This is a genomic window from Polaribacter aquimarinus, from assembly GCF_003129485.1.
GTDB classification, from domain to species: Bacteria; Bacteroidota; Bacteroidia; order Flavobacteriales; family Flavobacteriaceae; genus Polaribacter; species Polaribacter aquimarinus.
In genome coordinates this window covers 504,758-527,952 of the sequence record NZ_QFFG01000001.1, presented here as the reverse complement: position 1 = coordinate 527,952, position 23,195 = coordinate 504,758, and the positions used below count along the sequence as shown (strand labels likewise).

The following is a 23,195-nucleotide window of genomic DNA, read 5'->3' as shown; positions in this document are numbered from 1 at the left end:
TAGATATAGAAAATAATGATTAAAAAGAATTTATTACTGCTTTTTTTAAGTGTTGCATTTTTAGCAAGTGCACAAAATATAAGACACATTGAAACCATAAATGATTCATGGAGTTTTTATAAAGGTAAAATCGAAAAACCTTTTGATAGTAATACCAAACTAGAATGGGAAAAAGTAACTATTCCGCATTCTTGGAATACCCAAGACATTTTAGATGATAAAGATGGATATTATAGAGGAGAAGGTTGGTACAAAAAGACAATGACTATTCCTCAAGTTTATGAAAATCAACAAGTATTTTTATTTTTTGAAGCTGCAAACCAAGTAACTTCTCTATTTGTTAATGGTAAGCCAGTTGGAGAAGATCACATAGGAGGATATACTTCGTTTGCAAGAGATATTACGTCTTCGTTAAAAGAGGGTAAAAACGAAATTATTGTAAGGGTTGATAACGCTCATAATGATGAAATTGTACCACAATCTGCAGATTTTTCTTTTTATGGGGGTATTTATAGAGACGTACATTTAATAATAACTAAACCAATTCATTTTGAAGTTGCTAATTTAGGAGCAAATGCAATCTTTATAAGAACTCCTGAGGTTTCTAAAAATTTAGCAAAAGTAAGCATCCAATCTAAATTAAAAAGACCCAAAAAAGGAACCTATTATGTAAAACAAACTTTATTAGATTTAGATAACAATGTTGTAAAAGTGGTAAAAACAAAATCTAAATTTAGTAAAGATGTTTTTAGTAATTTTTCTGTTGATAACCCTAAATTATGGTCTCCAGACAACCCTTATTTGTATAGATTAATTACAGAAATTGTAGATAGAAAGGGAATAATTTTTGATAGAGTTGAAAATCCATTGGGTTTAAGATGGTTTAGTTTCGATGCCAAAAAAGGTTTTTTTATCAATGGAAAACAGACCAAATTATTAGGTACTTGTAGACATCAAGATTTTTATGGAAAAGCAAATGCCGTAAGTGATGAAGTTCATAGAAATGATATGAAGTTGTTAAAAGAAATGGGCTCTAATTTTTTGCGTATTGCACATTATCCGCAAGATCCGGCTATTTTAGAAATGTGTAATAAAATGGGGTTTGTAGCTACTTTAGAAATTCCTTTTGTAGATAAAGCAGCAGCCAATGAAAAGGGTAAGCAAAATAGTATTAACATGCTAAAAGAAGCCATTCGTTTTAACTATAATAACCCAGCTATAGTAGCATGGAATTTAGGTAACGAAACAACGATGAAAGCTCCATCTAAATTAGGTGAAGAGTACACAAAACATTTTATAGAGACTCATAAGGCTTTAGCCAAAACAATAAAAGAAGAAGATAAAACAAGAAGTTCATATTCAGTATTTTTTAGAGAACCTGCATATCAAGATAAATTAGGAATTAGACTCACAGAATTAGTTGGTTATAACAAATACTATGGTTGGTATATAGAAGAGTTAGAAGATATTGATAAAAACTTACGAAGTCTAGTTAAGCGAACATTGGAAATTAATCCAGATAAACCTTTTATTTTAAGTGAATATGGTGGTGGAGCTGACCCTAGAATTAGATCTTATAACCCGACACGTTTTGATTTTAGTGTAGATTATCAGTTTTTATTACATAAGGCATACATGAAAACTATTTTAAATATGCCTGAAATTGTAGGTGCAAATGTTTGGAATTACGCAGATTTTCAGGTAGAACATAGAAAAGATGCAGTACCACATATTAATAATAAAGGATTAGTATCTGCATCAAGAGAAAAAAAAGATGCTTATTATTTTTACCAAGCAGTGTTAGGAAAAAAACCTTTTGTTGCGATAGCTTCAAAAGGTTGGACTAAAAGGTCTGGTATTGCAGATAATCAAGGTGGTTCTTTTACGAAACAACCTATAACAGTAGTGGGTAATGGTAAAAATGTTGAATTGTTTTTTAATGGAAATTCTCAAGGAAAACAAACGTTTGATTTTTCAACTGCAACATTTAATGTGCCATTTAAACAAGGGCAAAATTTAGTTGAAGTAGTTTCAGAAAAAGATGGGAAAAAAATAAAAGATTTCGCCATTATAGATTTTACGCTTCAGCCTAAAAATTTAAAAAGTAAAATCAATCCATTTAAAGAAATTGCAATTAACGTGGGCTCTTATTGTTATTTTATAGAAGAGGATAATGTAGGTTATTTATGGATGCCAGATAAGGCTTATGAAAAAGGTGGTTTTGGTTATGTAGATGGTGATTATTTAAGGTTTAAAAGTAAAAGACGTAATAACGTAGGTGTAGATGTAAGTGTAAAAGGAACTAAAAATGATCCTATTTTTCAAACACAGGTAATAGGCTTAAAGGCTTATAAGTTTGATGTTCCTAAAGGTACTTATGAGTTATCTTTGTCTTTAGCAGAATTAAAAAGTAGAGGGGAAAATGTTATGGATATTTTTGTGAATAATAAAAAAGTTTGGGAAAATCTAAACCTAAAAAAAGAATATGGTAAAGATAGAGGTGTAACCAAGCGTTTTTTAATTTCTGTTGATGATGATAATGGAATTACAATAGATTTTAAAGCAACCAAAGGAAAAACTAGATTAAGTGGTATTAAACTTAGAAAGGTTAACTAGATTAGGTTATAATGATTAAAAAAAAATTATTTTGCCTTTTTTTTATAATTTGTCTATCAAGTTTTGCACAAATAGAACCTTATGATTTAAAGTTGGAGTATCGAGTCAATCCAGAAGGTGTAGACGTTAAAAAACCACGTTTTTTTTGGAAACTAAAGTCTAATGAATCTAGACAGTTTCAAAAGGAATATAAACTTATAGTTGCTACTTCAAAAAAAAACATAGAAAAAAATATTGGTGATGCTTACAATTCAAAAAAAGTAAAAAGTTCTCAAACTACTCAAATAGTATACAATGGAAAGCCTTTAAAATCAGCAACACAGTATTATTGGAAAGTAAAAGTTTGGGATAAAAATAACATAGCGAGTTGGAGTAAAATAGCAACATTTTCTACAGGTTTGTTTCAAAAAGAAGATTGGAACAATGCTGAATGGATTGCGTGGAAACCACAGAAGCAGTGGGAAAAAGAATGGTGGGAAAGAAAAGACATAGAATCTAAAGCGTTACAATTTCAATTACCAAGCCTTTTTGGGTCTAGTATGAGTATGTTTGAACGTTATCACTTTCATCATCAAAACCCTTACGATGCTGTCCCTCTATTAAGAAAACCTTTTAAAGTGAGTAAAAAGGTAAAACATGCTAAAGCTTATATTAGTGGGCTAGGGTATTATGAATTATTTATCAATGGAAAGCGCATAGGAACTCAAGTTTTAGATCCAGGTTGGACAGATTATAGAAAAACAATTCTATATGCGACGCATGATATTACCGAACAAATTCAAAACGGAGATAATTTAGCAGGAGTGATGTTAGGTAGAGGGTTTTATGGGCAATTGGCTTATGACCATTGGGGGTTTTATAAAAAGGATGGTTATGTTGGTCAGCCAAAATTGTTATGTTTAATTAAAGTACAGTATGAAGATGGTACTGAAGAAAATGTAATTAGCGATTTATCTTGGAAAGTAACAGGAGGTCCAATCATATATGATGGTCCGCATATGGGCGAAATTTATGATGCCCGAAAAGAAATTGAAAATTGGAATACAGCCAGTTTTGATGATGCCTCTTGGGATAATGTAAATCCTGCACCACATCCCGGAGGAGAAGTTGTCTCGCAAATGTGTCAACCCATTCGTGTTACTAAGACATTTCAGCCTATAAGTATTAGACGCAAGGGAAGTTATGGGCAATGGATAGATACAGGAACGAACAGTGCTGGATGGATACGTTTACGATTAAAAAACCTTAAAAAAGGACAACAAGTTACCATTTATTATGGCGAACATCTAGACCCAACGTCTAGTGGACAACCTGGAAGATTACAGCAAATGGCTTACATTGGTAAAGGGGAGGTCGAGGAATTTGCCGAATGTCGTTTTTCTTATAAAGGCTATCGTTATGTGCAAGTAAAAGGATATAAAACAAAAATAACCAAAGATGATGTTGAAGTAAAATATGTTCACTCAGATGTACCATTGGTGGGTAATTTTGAATCTTCAGATAAAACCGTAGGTGCTGTTCACAATATTTGCCGTAAATCATTAATTTTTAATTTGCATAGTATTGTTACAGATTGTCCAAATCGAGAGAAAAATGGTTGGTTAGGTGATGCTGTAACTGGTGTGGAGTTTGGTATGGCTAATTATGATTTAGCTGCCTTAATAACAAAATTTACACGAGATATTTTTGATACGCAAACTACAGAAGGTGCTTTAAGCCCTATTGCACCTGCTAATAATTATAGAAAAGGAAAATCGACCTTATGGTCTTCTGCAGGGGTGCACATTCCTTGGTACATGTATCAATATTATGGAGATACAAGGTTGTTTGAGAATTATTGGGAAAATATGATGCGTTGGGTTGATTATTCTTGGAAAAACAACAATTCTAAAACAAAAGACGGCATGTTTGCCGAAATATATAATGACTGGGTACCACCTTATGATGTAACTTACAGAGGTGGGGGCAAACCAGGAGGTAACGAAGTTATCGCTTCTATGAATTTTTATTTGGTATTAAAGCGTTTGACTTATATGGCAGATAAGCTAGGGAAAAACAAAGACAAAAAACGTTTAGAAAAACAACTCAAACGCATTCACGCAGGTATTCAAAAATATGCTTTTGATTTAGAAAAATTAGAATATATAGGTTTAAAACCATTTCCAGAATTTTTACCTGTAGTTAATATTCTAGCTCTCGATTATGGTATTGTTCCAGAAAAATATAAAGCGCAACTAGAGAAAAGAGTTGTAGAAAATATTGCAAAAGAAAAAGATTACCACTTATGGGGAGGTATTTTTTCTATACATTCTGCTTTTGAATATTTGCCTAAAAACGGTTATGCTGATATGATGCATAAAGTAGTGGTTGACGAAGAATGGCCTTCATTTGGATGGATGATAAAAGAAGGCGCTACAACATTACCAGAAGGTTATAAATTTACATCTTCAGATATGCATCATTTTATGGGTGCTGTAGATAACTTTTTTTACCGTCATTTAGCAGGTATCAATGTAGATGAATCTCATCCTGGTTTTCAAAACATCATCTTAAAACCAAATTTTATCAAATCGATGGATTTTGCAAAAGCAAGTTACAATTCTATCCATGGAGAAATTAAAGCAGAATGGAAGAGAATTGATGAAAATACTTATGAGTATTATGGTACAGTTCCCGCTAATTGTAAAGCTAAGGTAGTTTTACCTAATAAATCCGTAAGGATACAATCAGGTAATTTTAATTTTAAAGTAAAGTTTTAGTTTTACTGTAAGTCTATTAGGTGCTTTTTGTGTTATTTCAGTTTATGTCTGTTAAATAACAGAAAGGAAGTATGTTTTAGTTGAAATATTTGATTTTTTTAAGGTTTATACATCTTAAAATAAATACTAAAAATTGTTAAAAAATTACTATTTAACTAAAAATTTTAAAAAAACAATTTAAAACAGTATAGTGCAGGATAGCTAAAACAGGTTAATGCTCTATTTTGTGCTCTAAATTAACATTTATAACTTATTTATTATGAAAAAACAATTACTTAAATTTACTTTACTGGCATTTGTAGTGCTTTTTGGTGCATCAGCTTCTTATGCTCAAGCTGACTTGCTTTATACTAAACCGGGTTGGTATAAATTAGGTGCAAGAGGTACTAATTTATTCATGACAATTAATGGTGGTACTGGTCAATTAGAATGGGCAGAAGAAATAACATCAGGTGACACTTCTACTCAAGAATGGCTTATAAAAGATCATAGAACTCAAGCAGGAGCAGGATTTGTAGAAATTACTTCAAAAGCAGGTGGAGTTGATTGGACAATGACTACTTCTGGTGTTGAAGCAGATGGTAAAAATCTTACAATTACTGTTGAAATGAGACTTCCAAAAGAAGTTGTGGTTTCGAGTGGTGATCTCTCTGGTAAAGACCAGTTTCAAAGAAGAAAAGCTAAAGTAGATGCAAACGGAGACCCTGATGCTAATGGGGCTAACCCAGCTGCAGGTAATAATGCATTGTTTATTAAAGTGCCTTGGGATGGAGGTTCAAGATATGGTGTAATTCCTAGTGCAGCAGGTGAAGCTGTAAAGTTTGATGGTGGAGGAATCGATGTTCTTGATTATCATTTTGTTAAAGATGATGCGACAGCAAGCGTTAACACTTTTGGTGCAGATGCATTTGTTATTTCTAATCCTGTGAAGAACCAATTAACTATTAAAGGAGCAACTTCTAAAGTAAACGAAATTTCTGTATATTCTGTTTTAGGTAGTAAAGTACTATCTCAAAAAGTAAATACTCAGGGTAATATTAGTTTAAATACAAGCTCTTTAACTAAAGGATTATACATCGTTGAAATTAAAGGTGATAATGCTAAGTTCACTAAAAAAATTATCAAGCAATAGTTTGTAATTTTATAAAAATTAAATAATTTTATAAAAGCCTTACACCTATATTAAGTGTAAGGCTTTTTTTATGTAATATATTTTCTAATTGTTATAAGGTACTTAACCTCTGAATCTATCAAGAATTTCTTTATTTAAAATTTAACAATGATTCGGGATACTCCATGATGGTATTTTTTTTTTTTTAAATTAAATTTACCAAAATAATTTTTATAATATTAATTATGAATAAAATCGTTCAAAGAAAATTTCTAGTTTTAGTGCTGTTTTTTTCTATTAGTTTAAGCTCTTTTTCTCAAGTAACTTTTGAAAAAGAAGTAAAAATTACAGATATAGGTTTACATTTTAATGGAAGTAAGGTAGGGAGTACAGCAACAAACTCTGGTGATAGTGCGCCCTATGATTATTTTTTCGGTAGAAGTATTTCTGCACATGGAGATTGTATAAAAACATATAATCAATATGTTTTTATGACTTGGTATAGAGGTGGGAAAGGAGATCGTCATGTAATGCTTACGCGTTACAATACAATTACAGGTAATAGTGTAGATATAGAATTTCCGCATAGACATACTGGATATCAAAATAAATATTGGATAGGAGAATCTCATAATACGATAGCAGTTGCAGTAAGCCCTTTAGATGGTACCATTCATATGCTTTATGATATGCATGCTTATGGTAGAACGAGACCATCTGATGGTAGTTTAAGCAAAGATTATTTTAGATATTCTTACTCTGTCAAAAACGCTGCTTCACTTCCAGATGCTGAGTTTACCTTAGATAAATTTGTAAAAAATAGCTCTAATGGATACAAGCATTTGAGTTTAAATAGTGGTAGATCAGGTTTTCCTGATGAAGAATATTCTAAATATTCAGCGTTAACTTATCCACAGTTTTTTACAAATGATTTAGGTGACATATTTATGTATATGCGTGAAGGGGGAAACAATAATGGGGCTTACAAGTTCTCTAAATACGACGCAAGTACTTCGAAATGGTCTAATTTTACACATTTTAATGTTTTAAATGCTAAAAATCAACAAGGTATAACATATAATTGGGGGCTATATGGTAACATGAAATATGTAAATGGAAAAATTAGAATCGGTTTTCAACGTAGATTGGCTAATAATAATGACAAATATCAATATCAAAACGGAGTATATTACGCCTATTCTGATAACCAATCTGGATTTGATAGTTGGAAAAATCATTCTGGAGAAGCTTTTTCCTTACCACTTTATGATGCTGATAAGATAAAAATATTTGAACCAGGAGATTATGTAACAACAACTCAAACAGATAAAGTTTATATTGTTGGAGATTTTGATTGGACTGTTACAGCAAATGGAGATGTACATATAATTAGTAAAGTAAGAGACCTAGAAAATAATGTTACCAAATATTTACATACCTACAAACCATCAGGTGCTTCGGATTTCATTACATCAGAAGATTTTGCAGGTGGTACTTCTATTTATACGGCTGGAAACGATGTTTTTATCATAGGTCTTAAAAATGATAGAATTTTTATTCAAAAAACTGAAGGAGGGACAAATAACTTTAACACTGTATATCAAGCTACTTCTGGAAAGACATTTGATCATGGTCGAGTTCATATCGCAAAAGGTAAACTTTATTACTATTTAATGGAGAAAAAAAGTGGTAATGCTCAGCCTTTATACCTACAAGTTATTGACTTAGATATTGATCCAACAGACCCTACTTTGCCAGATAATTTCACAGTAAAGGCTGAGGGAGAAACCTGTAGTGGTACTAATAATGGTAAATTAATTATTAAGGGAGGTGCTACTTCTAATTATACAACTTCTATTAATGGTGTTACTTATAGTTTTACTAAAGACAAAACAATAGAAGGATTAAGTCCTGGAACTTATGATTTTTGCATTGATGTTGATGGCAAAAATTTTAGCCATTGTTATCAGGTAGTTATTGAAGAAGCTCCAAAGTTATCAGGAAAAATTAGTGTAAGTAAATTATCTGCAGAAATTTCAATAAAATCAGGAACAGGCCCTTTTAAAGTAATTAAAAATGGAGAACAAGTTTTTGAAACTTATCAGTCTAAATTTTCAATAGATGTTAGTCATGGTGATAATATTCAAGTTAAAAGTAAAGAAGCTTGTCAAGGAGAGATGTCTAAGACTATTAATATTTTTGAAAACATTAAGGCATACCCTAACCCTTCGAGAGGTCTATTTGAATTATTTATCCCTAATAATATAAAAACACTTGATATCGAAGTATATAATATACAGTCTCAATTAGTGGTTTCTAAAACACATATTGTAAACAATGGTAAGGTTCAGTTGGATCTAAAAGACAAACCAAATGGAATCTATTTTATTAAAGTTAGTTCAGTAAAACCAGTATTTATAAAAGTAATAAAGAAATAACATGAAAAGATCATATATATATTTAATAGCAATTGGGTTTATAATGTTTTCTTGTGGAGGAGGTGATGATAAAGTAGATAACCAACAACAGGATCAAAATACAGCACCTAGTTTACCTAGTATGGTATTTCCATTAGACAACACAGTTTGTGTAGATAATAATGTTGTGTTTCAATGGGGAGCATCAACAGATGCCGAAGGCAATAGAATTACATATAAAATAGAAGTGGCAGAGAATAATTCTTTTACTCCTATATTACATACAGAAACTAGTTTTTCTGAGTCTAAGTTAATTAGTTTAGAAAAAGGGAAATCTTATTATTGGCGAATTAAAGCAATAGATAGTAATTTAGCAGAAAGTGGTTATGCTCCAACGAGTAATTTTTTAACTGAAGGAGACGGGGTTTCTAATCATGTTCCATTTGCACCAGCTTTAATAGCACCTGCGTTAAATTCAGAAATTAGCGGTACTAGTACAACTTTAAGTTGGTTATCAACTGATTTTGATGGAGATACATTAACTTATGATGTGTATTTAGATACCAATTCTAATCCAGTAACTAAAGTTTCAGAAAACCAATCAGAAAGTACTTATAGTGCTTCAGGTCTAACACCTGCATCTACATACTATTTTAAAATTGTAGTAAAAGATGGGAATGGTGGAGTTAGTATTGGGCAAATTTGGAGTTTTACAACAAAATAAACATCGCTTACCATATTAAAAACTGCTGAAATTGTAAAGATTTTAGCAGTTTTTTATTGCTGATAGGTTTTTTGTAAAGTAAAGAATGTTATGGCTTTCTATTTGCAACATAGAACAGGATGCAATCTATTTTTTTATGTAATACTTTTCAATTAGTTAAACTTTTAATAAAGCAATTTCTTATATAATGAAACATGTAAAAAAACTTTCAAATTTATTTCTAACGATTTTATTTATTATTTCCTTGAATACTAAAGCGCAATCTGTATGTGATTCCAAATTATGGAAGAATAGTAATTTAAGTTTAGAAAAGAGAATAGAAACTCTCATTAATTGCATGACGCTTGACGAAAAAATATCGCAGTTGCTTAATGCTAGTTCAGAAATTAATCGATTGGACATTAAGTCTTACGATTGGTGGAATGAAGCTTTGCATGGAGTTGCTAGAGGGCCAAAAGCTACTATTTTTCCACAGGCAATAGGTTTAGCTGCTACATTTGATACGAAAATAATTAAAGATGTGGGTAATGCAATTTCTGATGAAGCAAGAGCTGTTAATAATTATTTAATCAAAAAAAATAAAGAATCTATACGTTATATGGGGCTTACATTCTGGAGCCCAAATGTGAATATTTTTAGAGATCCTAGATGGGGAAGAGGACAAGAAACTTATGGGGAAGACCCTTATTTATCAGGTAAAATTGGAGCATCATTTATAAAAGGAATGCAAGGGAGTCATCCTAAATATTTAAAAACAGCAGCATGTGCAAAACATTTTGCGGTACATAGTGGGCCAGAAGCGCTAAGGCATAGCTTTAATGCAATTGTAAATCAACAAGATTTGTATGAAACATACTTACCAGCGTTTAAAGCTTGTGTAGATGCGGGAGTAGAAGCCGTAATGTGCGCATATAACAGAACAAATAATGAAGCATGTTGCGGAAGCAAAACCTTATTGCAGTCCATTTTAATGGATAGTTGGCAATTTAAAGGACATGTTGTTAGTGATTGTGGAGCCATCCGAAATTTTCATAAATCACATAAATTAACTAATTCTCCAGAAGAATCTGCAGCCCTAGCAATTAAAAGCGGAACAAATTTAAATTGTGGACAAACATACAAACAATTAAAAAAAGCTTTTGAAAAAGGATTAATAACAGAAGAAGATATTAATATCGCTTTGCGTCCATTGTTAAAAACAAAGTTTAAATTAGGAATGTTCGATAACCCTATTAATAATCCATATTCAAAAATTAGTTTAGGAAAAATTCATTCTAAAGAACATATTACACTATCCAGAAGAGTAGCTCAAAAATCTATTGTATTGCTTAAAAACAATGGAGTGTTACCGCTTAAAAAGGATATTGATCAATTGTATATTGGAGGGCCTTTCGCTGGAGAAATTAGAACTCTTATAGGTAATTATTATGGATTAAGTGATAATCTAGTAACGCTATTAGAAGGTGTTGTAGGGAAAGTTTCTCCAACAACAAGAGTGCAATATCGTGCAGGAGCAATGATAAATCAAGAAAATAAAAATAAAGGTAACAATTACAGTTATTTAGCAGGCAAAGTAGATGCAACAATTGTTGCTTTAGGGCTTACTGTAGTTATGGAAGGAGAAGAAAATGAAGCGATAGGTTCTACTGACAAAGGAGACAATATTAGTATGAAACTTCCAAAAAGTCAGTTAGAATATCTCAGAAAAATGAGAGGAAAACATAAAAAACCAATTATTGCAGTAATATTTGCTGGTTGCCCAATTGATTTAACTGAAATAAATAAATTAGCTGATGCTATAATTTATGCTTGGTATCCTGGAGAGCAGGGAGGTAATGCCATTGCAGATGTTATTTTTGGTGATGTTTCTCCATCTGGTAAATTGCCGATTACTTTTCCAAAAAATGTAACTCAATTACCTCCATATGATGATTATAGCATGACTGGAAGAACCTATAAATACATGATTAAAAAACCAATGTACCCTTTCGGATTTGGATTAACGTATTCAAATTTGGTAATTTCTGATGTTAAACTATCAGCATCAACTATTAAAAAAGGAGATACTGAAACTGTAGAAGTTACCATAAGAAATACTGGAAAATATGATGTTAATGATGTTTTTCAAATGTATGTTTCTTTAAAAGAAAATAGTCATAATGCACCTTTATCATCGTTAAAAAGTTTTAAGAGGATAAAAATTGATGCTGGAAAATCAAAAAAAATAAAATTCAAATTAAGCGATGATGCTTTTAATTTTATAGATAAATCAGGTGTAGAAAGAAGACACAAAGGGTCAGCTATAATTACTTTAGGAAATTCGTCTCCAGGAAGTAGGAGTTTAGAACTAGGAGCTGAAATTAAAGAAATCAAAGTTCAAATAAAATAATAAAAATAAAATAATATCAAATGCAAAGATTAGCCTTTAAAATGAAATTAAATCCTGGTCAGAAAGAAGCCTATACAAAACGCCATAATGAACTTTGGCCAGAATTAAAGAAACTACTTAAAGATGTAGGCGTAAGCGAATATTCTATTTTTTTTGATGATGAAACCAGTACACTTTTTGCTTTTCAAAAAGTATCTGGAGCAGGAGGTTCGCAAGACTTATCATCCAATGAAATTGTTAAAAAATGGTGGGATTTTATGGCAGATATTATGGAAGTAAATCCAGATAATTCTCCAGTTTCAAAACCCCTTGAAGAAGTTTTTTATATGCCTTAACTTTTAGCATAGGTTTTTCTTACAGGTTATTACGGGATAATTTAATTGTTTTTTAGTTGTAACTTTATGAAAATAAATGTATTAGATTTTATGAAAAAAGATAAATTCCATTTTATTATTTTACAGTTTTTTTTTCTTTTAGTTAGTTTTCTATCTTTTTCACAAGTTACATTTGAAAAAGAAGTAAAAATAACAGATTTTGGATTGCATTTTGATGGAAGTAAAGTAGGTGCTGATGCTCCTAATACAGGAGTAAACACGCCTTATGACCGTTATTTTGGTACAAATATATCAGCAAAAGGTGATTGTCTAAAAACGTATGGAGATTTTGTTTTTATGACTTGGTATAGAGGCGGTAAAGCAGATCGTCACGTAATGCTAACACGTTACAATACAGTTACCGGAAAAAGTGTAGATTTAGAATTTCCTCATAGGCATACAGGCTTTCATAATAAATGGTGGATTGGAGAAGCCCATAATGCAATAGCAGTTGCCATAAGTCCATTAGATGGTACAATTCATTTGATATATGATATGCATGCTTATGGCACAACAAGACCAACAGATGGCAGTTTATCCAAAGATTATTTTAGATATAGCTACTCTGTAAAAAATGCTGCATCTCTTTCAGACGAAGAATTTACATTAGATAAATTTGTAAAAAACAGTGATAATGGTTACAAACATTTAAGTTTAAATAGTGGGAAAGCTGGTTATCCTGATGAAGAATATTCTAAATATTCATTCTTAACTTATCCACAGTTTTTTACTAATGATTCTGGGGATATTTTCATGTACATGCGTGAAGGTGGCAATAGCAATGGAGCGTATAAGTTTTCTAAATATGATGCAAATACTTCTACTTGGTCAGATTTTACACATTTTAATGTTTTAAATGCCAAGAACCAACAAGGTATAACTTATAATTGGGGCCTTTATGGTAATATGAAATACGTAAATGGAAAAATTAGAGTTGGTTTTCAGCGCAGATCAGCAAATAGTAATGATAAGTACATACATCAGAATGGTGTTTATTATGCGTATTCAGATAATCAATCTGGGGCAGATAGTTGGAAGAATCATTCAGGAACTCCCTTTTCATTACCTCTTTATGATGCTGACAAAATTAAAGTGATGGAACCTGGAGATTATGTCCAAACGACTCAAACTGATAAAGTATCTATTGTTGGTGATTTTGATTGGACTGTAACAGAAAATGGAGATGTACACATTATTAGTAAAGTAATTGATAGGCAAAATGGTGTTACCAAACCTTTACATACTTACAAGGCAGCAGATGCCTCAGATTTTATAACATCAGAAGATTTTGCTGGAGGAACATCTATTTATACAGCAGGAAATGATGTTTTTATTATTGGGCTAAAAAATAATAGAGTTTTTGTCCAAAAGGCAGTAGGGGGTACCAATAATTTTACAACAGTATACCAAGCTACTTCAGGGAGATTATTTCATCATGGTAGAGTTCATATAAATAATGGTAAACTTTACTATTATTTAATGGAAAAAAAATCAGGAAGCGCACAACCTTTGTATTTACAAATTATAGATTTAGGTATTACAAACGACCCCTTTAGAGTTTCTATTACATCACCAACTAATGGACAAAATATTAATCTTGGAAAAACTGTGGCTATAACTGCTGATGCTATCAATGAAAACGGATCTATCTCTAAAGTAGAATTTTTAGTTAATGGTACGTTGTTTGGAGAAGACACTAATGCACCATATAGTTTAGATTGGACACCAGATACTGAAGGTGCTTATACTGTTCAAGCTGTAGCTTATAATGCAAATAATGAAACAGTATCTTCAAACGAAATTACTGTTAATATTCAAGTTTTTGATCATACAGATCAACCATGTCCTGAACTATGGCTTGAACCTAGTATTTATAAGATTGCAACATGTGGTTTGGCTGGAAATGAACTTTATATGACCATTAATTTAGCTAAAGGTCAGTTAGAGTGGGCTGCAGAAATTACGACAGCACCAGCTGAAGCAACACAACTTTGGACTGTAACCCACCATAGACAACCAGCTTCTAGTGGATATGTTGAAATTACAGCAGACCTCTCTGCTCTTGGTGCTGGACCATGGACCATGATTGTAGATCAATCAACTTATGATGAATCTGGATCAGATCCTGAAATTAGAGTTAACGCTAGAACTGGTGTGCCGATAAGTGATACGGGTGATGCAAACTATGGTTATGACCAGTTTCAAAGAAGAAAAGCGAAGGGTTGGACTGGCACTGGAAACAATGCATTGTTCGCGAAACCTCCAGGACAAGGAAACTTAAGATATAGTGTAACTCCAGTCACAGCAGGTGATCAAGTTCGGTTTCAAAATGGGGGTACAATTAGCCCACTTCGTTACATTCTTGTTCAAACATTAAGCACTGGAGAGTTTGAGGACAATTCCTTCTTGGCAAAGATTTATCCAAACCCAGCTAAAGAAGAGTTTACAATTGTACTAACTAGAGAAACCAATGCTAATATTGTTATATATAATCTTTTAGGAAAAATAGTTTATGAAAATACCGTAACCTCTAATAGAATTGATATTGAGAATAATGGTCGATTTAAACCAGGAATTTATGTAGTTAGAGTGGTAGGTCAAAATCAAAAAATTTATAATAAAAAACTTATTGTGAAGTAAGAATTAACACATTTGATATTTTAAGAAAAGAGGGTAGTAATTAAATTATTACCTTCTTTTTGTTTGATGTGAATTTTAAGGACAGTTCAGGATAGTTTTAAAGAAAAAAAACAACATCTTGCTTTTGATTTATAATAAATTACAACGAAGCATTTAACCATAATCAATAAGATGAAATTCAAATATTTTATTTTAACTTTTTTTATAGCAATAATATCTTGTACTCAAGTTAATATTCAACAACCAAAAGAACTTAGCATTTCAGAAGGTTTCAAAAATTCTATTGGTTTTTACAACGCTAAACCAACGTTTTCATGGAAACTACCTGTTTCAGAACAAATTAAATCGCAATTTGCTTACCAAATACTTGTAGCGTCGTCAAAAGAACTATTACCAGATAATGCTGATTTATGGAATTCTAAAAAGCAAAAAAGTACACAATCTACTTTTGTAAAGTATCAAGGAAAAGCATTAAAATCAAGACAAAAAGTATATTGGCAAGTAAGGTATTGGAACCAAGATGAAAAGGCTTCAGATTGGAGCGAAACCAATTCTTTTGAGTTGGGACTATTAAATAATTCCGATTGGCAAGCCCAATGGACAGGATTAGATACTGCAAAAGATAGCATTAAAGGAGTTCGTAAATTTTTAATGCACAGACCACAATATTTAAGAAAAGGTTTTGAGTTAGCTTCGGATGTTGTTTCAGCAAGACTATATATTACAGCAAAAGGTGTTTTTGATGTGCATTTAAATGGAAAAGATGTTAGTGACGATGTTATGACTCCGGGGTGGACACCATACAATCATCGCATAGAAACATTGACTTATGATGCTACTGAACTTTTGCAAGTTGGTAAAAATGTTGTAGCGGTTGAGTTGGCTTCTGGGTGGCATTCAGGAAGAATTAGTAGAGGTAGTGCATTGTATGAAAATTTTGCTTCACCAAAAATTCTATGTCAGTTAGAAGTTGTGCTGAAAGATGGCTCAAAACAAACCATTGTTTCTGATGAATCTTGGAGAGGAACAACCAACGGACCAATACGTTTAGCAAGTGTTTACGATGGCGAAGTGTATGATGCAAATTTTGAAATACCAAATTGGAATACTGCTGCTTTTGACGACTCTAACTGGAAATCGGTTGAAGTTGAGGCGATTGCTAAGAATGTTAAATTAGCTCCAAAAAGACATCTCACCGTAAAAAATCAAACCGTTTTAAAAGATGTAGAAATAGTTTCAGTTAAAGAAAACTCCGCAATTTTTAATCTAAAACAAAATATGGTGGGCGTGCCAAAAGTAAAAGTTCCTATGAAAAAAGGCGATACTTTAAAAATTCGTTTTTCTGAAATGTTACTAAAAGACAATACATTCTACACTAAAAATTATCGTTCAGCAAAATCTACTGATTACTATATTGCAGCAAAAGATGGAGTGATTGAATATACCCCAAAATTTACATTTCACGGATTTCAATTTTTAGAATTAAGTGGTTACGATAAAAATGCGAAACCAGACGCCTCTTGGGTACAAGGTATAGCACAACATTCTAATTTTGAGAAAAAAGGAACGTTTACATCATCTCACAATAAATTGAATCAATTACAAAGTAATATTATTTGGGGTTTACGAGATAATTTCTTCGATATTCCTACAGATTGTCCACAACGTGATGAACGTTTAGGCTGGACAGGAGATGCTCAGGTAATTGCGCCAACATCTTTGTTTAACTATGACGTGCATGCATTTTGGACAGCTTGGTTGCAAAGTTTAAGAGAAAATCAGTCTGAACATAAAGATGGTATGGTGCCTTTTATTGTACCTGATGTATTACAAACCAAAAGTGGAAGTTCTGGTTGGGGTGATGCTGCTGTAATTATTCCTTGGGATATTTATAATACTACTGGAGATATTACTGTGCTTGAAGAAAGTTACGAATCAGCAAAAAAATGGGTTGGCTACTATCAATCGAAAGTGAAAAAACAACCTTATTTACCAAAGATGCATTCGTTTGCAGATTGGTTGCAACCTTATCCTTCTAAACCTGGGAAATTAGGGAATAGAGGAGATACTCCAAAAGACCTAATACATGCTGCTTTTTTTGCACATTCTGCACATTTAGTGTCTAAAATAGCTAATACTTTAGGAAAAACGGATGATGCAAAAAAATATAAAGATTTATACAAAGCAGTCGCCAATGCTTTTGAAAATGAGTTTTTTGATGAAAATGGAAAGTTTAAGCAAGAAAGACAAACTCAAACAAGTTATTTACTAGGTATATATTTTGATTTATTTAAACCAGAAACCAAACTAAAAGCCCAAAAATATTTATTGGAAGAAATTAAAAATGCCGATTATCATCTAGGAACAGGTTTTTTAGGAACACCAATTTTACCAAAGGTTTTAGATGATATGGGAGAAATAGATTTGATGTATAAAATTTTGTTTAAAGAAACGTATCCATCTTGGTTTTACTCTATCAATCAAGGGGCAACCACCATGTGGGAACGTTGGAATAGTTTTAGTAAAGCCGATGGCTATAATCCACAGCCTATGAATAGCCTGAATCATTATGCATACGGCGCTATTGGTCAATGGATGTACGAGCGTATCGCTGGTTTATCATCTTTAGCACCAGGATACCAGAAAATTAGAATTGCCCCCATACCAAATGCCGAGTTTTTAACATCAGCATCCGCCAGTGTAAAAACACCTTATGGAAAAGCGTCATCATCTTGGAAAATTGAGAATGATTCTTTTAAACTTGATGTTATTATTCCTCCCAATACAACGGCATTGGTAAGTATTCCAACAACAAATAGTAATGACGTGGAAGTTAATGGTGTGAAAATAAGCAAGAATCAAATAATTGACCAAAAAGAAGATAAACTAGTAATAGAAGTTTCTGCGGGTACTTATAATATCAATTCAAAATTTGAATCAAAAAAATGAGATACGCAATTCTAATATTGCTTTGTTCAATTAGTTTAAGTGGATGTTTATCTTCAAAAAAAGAAGAGCAACAAAAAACACCAATTAAACCAAATTTGTTAATTGTCCTATCGGACCAACATTCTTATGATATGGTTGGTGCCTATGGCAATACACAAGTAATTACACCCAATTTAGACAAGTTTGCGAAAGAAGGGATGTTATTAGAAAATAGTTTTTCAAATCAACCTGTTTGTACGCCTTTTAGAGGGATGTTAATGAGTGGTATGCACCCATTAAAAAATGGAGCCTTTACAAATGATTGTCCGTTGCTACCAAACAAAAGTGTTTTATTGGCTCAAAAGTTAAAAAAAGAAGGGTATCAAACGGCATATATTGGGAAATGGCACCTTCTTGGAGGAGATCGGGATAGAGGTATTCCTAAAGGAGATTTACGTTATGGGTTTGATAAGGTAATTACCAACAATTGTCATTTAGATTTTAGAGCTTATAAATCATTTTTTTGGAACGAAAAAGGTGAAAAAGAGTTTTTTGATGAATGGGAAGTGTATGGGCAAACAAAACAAGCACTAACCTATTTAGATACTATAGATAAAAGTAAACCATTTGCGCTTGTCGTTTCATGGCATCCACCTCATGATTGGGGTAAAAAGAAAGGTAAAGATGGAAAAAGCCACTACAGATATGATACCTTAGATGAACTCATGTCTATGTATAATCCAGATTCTATTAAAGTAAGACAAGGTATTGAACCAACTCCAGATTTAATCGAAATGTATCATGGTCATATGTCTATGATTAGTGGAGTTGATAAAGCATTTGGTATGCTAATGAATAAACTAAAGGAAACTAATTTAGAAAATAATACGCTAACCGTTTTTACGGCAGATCATGGCGATATGCTAGAGTCTTACGGAGCTATATTACCTAAGCAATATCCATATGATTATTCGAATAGAACACCGTTTCTTATTAAATATCCCAAGAAAATTAAACCTAATAGCAAATCAGATGTACTTTTTGGAAATTTAGATTTTATGCCAACCATTTTGGGTTTTATGGATATACAGAGTGAACAAAAATATGATGGAAAAGACCTTTCAGGTGCCTTATTGACAAATGACCAAACGGCTGTCGATTTTGTTCCCATTTTTAATTTTGAAAGAGGCACTGTAAAAAAACACAGTTGGAGAGGTGTAATAACCAAAGCATATACATTTACAATGAATGGAGGAGATAATCCACTTGAAATGAACAATGTTTTATTTGATAGGAAAAATGACCCAAATCAATTGAATAATTTGTTTTATAACCCAGTTTATAAAAATAAAAGGCTTGAATTAGAAAAGTTAACATACGAATCAATGGCTTCATTTAATGATAAATTTTATGTTGAAAAAGATTTTAAAAGTGTTGAGCCAGAGGAAACTTGGGAATATAATTATTCAAAGAGTCCTGTAGAATTATTTGAAAATAAAATTAATCAAACTAAATAATGAATTTAAAACCATCTTTTTACATGCTAATGTGTATCATTGTATTATGCACATCTGTTTCTTGTAAAGAACAAGCAACTATAGCAGAAGCTCAAAAATTAACCATTTCAGAAGGGTTTGAAAATCCGTTGGGATTTTATGATAAAACACCTAGTTTTTCATGGCAATTACCAGTCTCAGAAGGCGTTTTAAGTCAGTCAGCATATCAAATAGTAGTGGCTAGTAGCCCAGATTTATTACCTGACAATGCAGATTTATGGAACTCTAAAAAACAGCAAACAGCACAATCTACTTGGGTAAAATATGCTGGAGCAGCTTTACAATCACGTCAAAAAGTATATTGGCAAGTTAAATATTGGGATCAAGATCATGAAAGTTCGAAATGGAGTGAAATCAGTCATTTTGAGTTGGGCTTGTTAAGCAATAGCGATTGGAAGGCAAAATGGATTGGTTTAGATACCAAAAGAGAAAAAGTTATCGGAAGTCAAGACAATATTTTACACAGACCCCAATACTTAAGAAAAGGTTTCGAATTGTCTAATGATGTAGCTTCAGCAAGATTATACATTACAGCAAAAGGCGTGTTTGATGTGGCTATAAATGGAGAAGATGTTAGTGATGATGTGATGCCTCCTGGATATACACCTTATAAAGTGCGTATAGAAACCATTACTTATGATGTTACGGATTTAATAGAATCTGGGCAAAATACGATTGGTATTGAAGTTGCTGCAGGATGGCATTCAGGACGTTTAGGTTGGATGAAAACATATTGGAGTGATACAGAGACTCCAAAAGTTTTGGCTCAGTTAGAATTAATTATGAAAGATGGTTCAAGAGAAATGATTTTATCTGATGATACTTGGAAAGGTACAACGAATGGTCCGATAAGAGTTTCTGAAATCTATGATGGTGAAACCTATGATGCCAACTTAGAAATGCCAAATTGGACTACAAATAATTTTGATGATAAAACATGGGAGTCAGTAAATACTTTTCCTTTAACAAATAACATCCGTTTAGAACCTAAAAGACATACCACTGTTAAAACTAAAATTGAGTTAGCAACACAGGAGGTTGTTGAAAAAGAAGGAACAGCTGTTTTTGATTTACAACAAAATATGGTAGGTGTGCCATTGCTTAAAGTACCTATGAAAAAAGGTCAAATATTAAAAATTCGATTTGCTGAAAAGCTGTCTCCAGATGGTACTTTTTATACTGAAAATTATAGAAGTGCGCAGTCAACAAATTACTATACAGCTTCAAAAGATGGTGTTATAGAATGGATGCCAAAATTTACATTTCACGGATTTCAGTATGTAGAATTAAGTGGATATGACACTTCAAAAACCCCATCAAAAGATTGGGTAACAGGTTTAGTTCAATATTCAGATTTTGAAGAAAACGGAACATTTACATCGTCTCACGAAAAGTTAAATCAATTACAAAGCAATATCGTTTGGGGATTAAGAGGGAACTTTTTCGATATTCCAACCGATTGTCCACAACGTGACGAACGTATGGGGTGGACAGCCGATGCACAAGTGTTTGCACCAGCATCTATGTTTAATGCAGATGTATATAAATTTTGGGCAAGTTGGATGCAAAGTGTTGGTGAGTCGCAATATGATAATGGAGCTGTACCATGGGTAGTACCTGATGTGTTATTTAACAATAAGGTAAGTGCAGGTTGGGGAGATGCATGTACCATTATTCCTTGGAAGATTTACCTAAGAACTGGAGATAAAAAAATCCTTGAAGAGAATTTTGAAACCATGAAAGGTTGGGTAAAATACCATGAAAGTGTTACAAAAAATTATATTTCTAAAATGGGATTTTTTGCGGACTGGTTACAACCGCTTCCTGAAAATGGCGATAATAAAGGAGATACCTCTAAAAGCTTAATAGGAACTGCATTTTTTGCACATTCAGCAAACCTAACAGCAAAGACAGCTAAAGCTTTAGGCAAAAATGAAGAATTTGAAAAGTACAATTCTTTGTATAAATCAGTTGCCAAAGCTTTTGAAAACAAGTTTTTTAAAAACGGAAAAGTAAAAGATGTTGCAGAAACGCAAACCTCTTATTTACTGGCTCTAGCGTTTGGTTTATTGTCTGACGAAAATAACGCCAATGCAAAAAAGCATCTATTAGAAAAAATAGCAGAAGCCGATAATCACTTAAGAACAGGATTTTTAGGAACACCATTATTATCAGAAGTTTTAGATAATACAGGAGAGATAGATTTGATGTATAAGATATTATTTAATGAAACCTATCCTTCATGGTTTTATTCAATCAATCAAGGTGCAACCACTATCTGGGAACGTTGGAACAGTTATAGCAAAAAAGATGGTTTCAATCCGCAAAACATGAATAGCTTAAACCATTACGCTTATGGTGCCATTGGCGAATGGATGTACGAGCGTATTGCAGGAATTGCGCCTTTAGAAGCGGGTTACAAAACCATTAGAATAGCGCCTGTACCAAAAGAGCCATTAACATCAGCGGCAGCTAGTTTAAATACGCCTTATGGAAAAGTAGTTTCTTCTTGGAAAATAAAAGAAGGAAAATTGACACTTGACGTAACCATCCCACCAAATACAACTGCAAAGGTTATAGTACCAGGAGTTATTAGTAATTTTAACGAAAATGTTGAAATGTTGAGCGATAAAAAAGAAAACGCAACGTTTTTAGTACAACCAGGTACCTATCAATTCACATCAAAATTAGAATCGTATGAAAATTAAATATATTTTAATTTGTGCTATAACTGTTTTGCTAAGTTGTAAAACCAACAAAAAGGAAGCCAAAACAGAAGAAAACCCAAAAGAACAGGTTATAGAAGTTACAGAGAATAATCCTGTTATTCGCCATGTAAGAACAGCAGATCCATCCGCACATATTTGGAAAGATGGTAAAGTATGGATGTATACTTCTGGAGATGCAGAAGATGCAGTAAATTACAATACCATGGATGGGTACCGCGCATTTTCATCAACAGATATGGTTAATTGGACAGATCATGGACAGATATTACATTCTAAAGACATTCCATGGGGAGTTCCTGGTTGGATGTGGGCGCCAACTGCTATTTATAAAAATAACAAGTATTATTTATTGTATCCTCATTCTGTAAAAGGTAATAAAGACGATATGCGTTGTGGAGTTGCAGTAAGTGATGTTCCTGAGGGGCCTTTTAAATATGTAGGATGGATTAAGGGAGTAGAAGGGCAATGGTTAGATCCTTGTGTTTTCGAAGATGATGATGGGAAAACGTATTTGTACTGGGGTGTTAGAGAGCCAAAAATGGCTTTGTTAAAAGACAATCTTTTGGAATTGGCTGAAACTCCTAGAAGTATAGCGTATGGAGCTAAAAATTTCTTTGAAGCCAGTTATATGCATAAATACAATGGAAAGTATTACTATTCTTATAACGCAGGTTTAGGTGGTTTTTATGCTATGGGAGATAGTCCTTATGGACCATTTGAATACAAAGGAGCCATCAATCCAAAGCAAAGACAAGATCATCATTCTATAGTTGAGTATAAAGGGCAACATTATTTCTTTTACCACTGGCAAGGTTGGAATGGAGGTTCAAAATTTAGAAGAAACACGTGTATCGAATATTTATATTATAACGAAGACGGAACAATACAAGAAATTTACGCAACAAAAGAAGGAGTTCAAAAAATTAAATAAAACCAACCCAACAATTATTTA

Annotated in this window: 12 protein-coding genes; all 12 read left to right on the top strand. The window is 32.4% G+C overall.

All coding sequences use genetic code 11. From position 1 onward, the window contains the following. Positions 1–15: 15 nt before the first annotated feature. Positions 16–2,616 carry a glycoside hydrolase family 2 TIM barrel-domain containing protein gene (locus tag DIS07_RS02275; protein WP_109403593.1) on the top strand — a complete coding sequence of 867 codons (2,601 nt, stop codon included), beginning with the start codon at positions 16–18 and terminating at the stop codon, positions 2,614–2,616. An 11-nt stretch (positions 2,617–2,627) separates the two neighbouring features. Then, positions 2,628–5,375: a family 78 glycoside hydrolase catalytic domain gene (locus tag DIS07_RS02270; protein ID WP_109403592.1), complete on the top strand. Its 2,748-nt coding sequence runs from the start codon at positions 2,628–2,630 to the stop codon at positions 5,373–5,375. A 259-nt stretch (positions 5,376–5,634) separates the two neighbouring features. Beyond that, positions 5,635–6,507: a T9SS type A sorting domain-containing protein gene (locus tag DIS07_RS02265; RefSeq protein WP_109403591.1), complete on the top strand. Its 873-nt coding sequence runs from the start codon at positions 5,635–5,637 to the stop codon at positions 6,505–6,507. Between the two features lie 224 nt (positions 6,508–6,731). Next, positions 6,732–8,924, top strand: coding sequence for a BNR-4 repeat-containing protein (locus DIS07_RS02260; RefSeq protein ID WP_109403590.1), 2,193 nt, complete (start codon positions 6,732–6,734; stop codon positions 8,922–8,924). Position 8,925: 1 nt separating this feature from the next. Beyond that, positions 8,926–9,627 carry a fibronectin type III domain-containing protein gene (locus DIS07_RS02255; protein ID WP_109403589.1) on the top strand — a complete coding sequence of 234 codons (702 nt, stop codon included), beginning with the start codon at positions 8,926–8,928 and terminating at the stop codon, positions 9,625–9,627. Positions 9,628–9,814: 187 nt separating this feature from the next. Beyond that, a complete protein-coding gene (locus tag DIS07_RS02250) occupies positions 9,815–12,016 on the top strand; it encodes a glycoside hydrolase family 3 N-terminal domain-containing protein (RefSeq protein ID WP_109403588.1) in 2,202 nt (733 codons plus the stop codon). Between the two features lie 20 nt (positions 12,017–12,036). Then, entirely contained in the window at positions 12,037–12,351 is a 315-nt protein-coding gene (gene rhaM, locus DIS07_RS02245) for an L-rhamnose mutarotase (RefSeq protein WP_109403587.1), read from the top strand. A 90-nt stretch (positions 12,352–12,441) separates the two neighbouring features. Then, positions 12,442–15,030, top strand: coding sequence for a T9SS type A sorting domain-containing protein (locus tag DIS07_RS02240; protein ID WP_181374510.1), 2,589 nt, complete (start codon positions 12,442–12,444; stop codon positions 15,028–15,030). Between the two features lie 171 nt (positions 15,031–15,201). Next, positions 15,202–17,979 carry a family 78 glycoside hydrolase catalytic domain gene (locus tag DIS07_RS02235; RefSeq protein WP_109403585.1) on the top strand — a complete coding sequence of 926 codons (2,778 nt, stop codon included), beginning with the start codon at positions 15,202–15,204 and terminating at the stop codon, positions 17,977–17,979. After that, the gene (locus DIS07_RS02230; protein WP_109403584.1) at positions 17,976–19,475 is read left to right on the top strand and encodes a sulfatase family protein; all 1,500 of its coding nucleotides are present in this window, start codon (positions 17,976–17,978) and stop codon (positions 19,473–19,475) included. Before DIS07_RS02235 ends, DIS07_RS02230 begins: the two co-directional genes overlap by 4 nt. Further along, a complete protein-coding gene (locus tag DIS07_RS02225; RefSeq protein ID WP_109403583.1) occupies positions 19,475–22,222 on the top strand; it encodes a family 78 glycoside hydrolase catalytic domain in 2,748 nt (915 codons plus the stop codon). The genes DIS07_RS02230 and DIS07_RS02225 overlap by 1 nt, the downstream gene beginning before the upstream one ends. Then, positions 22,212–23,174: a family 43 glycosylhydrolase gene (locus DIS07_RS02220; RefSeq protein WP_109403582.1), complete on the top strand. Its 963-nt coding sequence runs from the start codon at positions 22,212–22,214 to the stop codon at positions 23,172–23,174. The genes DIS07_RS02225 and DIS07_RS02220 overlap by 11 nt, the downstream gene beginning before the upstream one ends. Positions 23,175–23,195: the final 21 nt, after the last annotated feature.

What these genes read in the sequence shown, in the direction of transcription:
- DIS07_RS02275 (WP_109403593.1), top strand. Translation starts at nt 16, where the DNA reads ATGATTAAAAAGAATTTATTACTGCTTTTTTTAAGTGTTGCATTTTTA.
- DIS07_RS02270 (WP_109403592.1), top strand. Translation starts at nt 2,628, where the DNA reads ATGATTAAAAAAAAATTATTTTGCCTTTTTTTTATAATTTGTCTATCA.
- DIS07_RS02265 (WP_109403591.1), top strand. Translation starts at nt 5,635, where the DNA reads ATGAAAAAACAATTACTTAAATTTACTTTACTGGCATTTGTAGTGCTT.
- DIS07_RS02260 (WP_109403590.1), top strand. Translation starts at nt 6,732, where the DNA reads ATGAATAAAATCGTTCAAAGAAAATTTCTAGTTTTAGTGCTGTTTTTT.
- DIS07_RS02255 (WP_109403589.1), top strand. Translation starts at nt 8,926, where the DNA reads ATGAAAAGATCATATATATATTTAATAGCAATTGGGTTTATAATGTTT.
- DIS07_RS02250 (WP_109403588.1), top strand. Translation starts at nt 9,815, where the DNA reads ATGAAACATGTAAAAAAACTTTCAAATTTATTTCTAACGATTTTATTT.
- rhaM (WP_109403587.1), top strand. Translation starts at nt 12,037, where the DNA reads ATGCAAAGATTAGCCTTTAAAATGAAATTAAATCCTGGTCAGAAAGAA.
- DIS07_RS02240 (WP_181374510.1), top strand. Translation starts at nt 12,442, where the DNA reads ATGAAAAAAGATAAATTCCATTTTATTATTTTACAGTTTTTTTTTCTT.
- DIS07_RS02235 (WP_109403585.1), top strand. Translation starts at nt 15,202, where the DNA reads ATGAAATTCAAATATTTTATTTTAACTTTTTTTATAGCAATAATATCT.
- DIS07_RS02230 (WP_109403584.1), top strand. Translation starts at nt 17,976, where the DNA reads ATGAGATACGCAATTCTAATATTGCTTTGTTCAATTAGTTTAAGTGGA.
- DIS07_RS02225 (WP_109403583.1), top strand. Translation starts at nt 19,475, where the DNA reads ATGAATTTAAAACCATCTTTTTACATGCTAATGTGTATCATTGTATTA.
- DIS07_RS02220 (WP_109403582.1), top strand. Translation starts at nt 22,212, where the DNA reads ATGAAAATTAAATATATTTTAATTTGTGCTATAACTGTTTTGCTAAGT.